Consider the following 463-nt stretch of genomic DNA (forward strand, 5'->3'; position numbering starts at 1 on the left):
CGCCATATGAGTTGTGTGATGATAATGCGCCAGGTGATGAGGTAGAATTGTTTGATTTAACGACTAAAGATTCAGAAATATCTGATGGTCAATCGGTTGTTGTGAGTTATTATGAGACCTTGGCAGATGCTCAGGGATTGGTTAATTCTCTAGCAAGTCCATATAGTAATGTTAGCAATCCTCAAACGATTTATTATGCATCAGTGAGTACTACCACAGGTTGTATAGCCACAGGTAGTTTTGAATTGGTTGTAAATCCTCTTCCTGCATTGGTAGTACCGACGGATTTAGAGGTTTGTGACGATGGCGTTCCAGATGGACTAACCATTATAGATATTTCAGTAAAGAATCAGGAGATAGCTCCAAACCCTAATTACTCGGTGAGTTATTATCTGACACAGTTTGATGCGGATAATGCTATAAACCCACTACCAGTTCCTTATACCAATATTACAAATCCACA

At 39.1% G+C, this 463-nt stretch carries 1 protein-coding gene; it reads left to right on the forward strand.

Annotation, left to right across the window (positions count from 1 at the left end):
• Positions 1 to 463 (forward strand): hypothetical protein (locus tag TD18_RS17245; protein WP_040254301.1); only part of this gene is annotated, 463 nt, incomplete at both ends.

The sequence above is a fragment of the Psychroserpens mesophilus genome, from assembly GCF_000826645.1.
Lineage (GTDB): Bacteria > Bacteroidota > Bacteroidia > Flavobacteriales > Flavobacteriaceae > Psychroserpens > Psychroserpens mesophilus.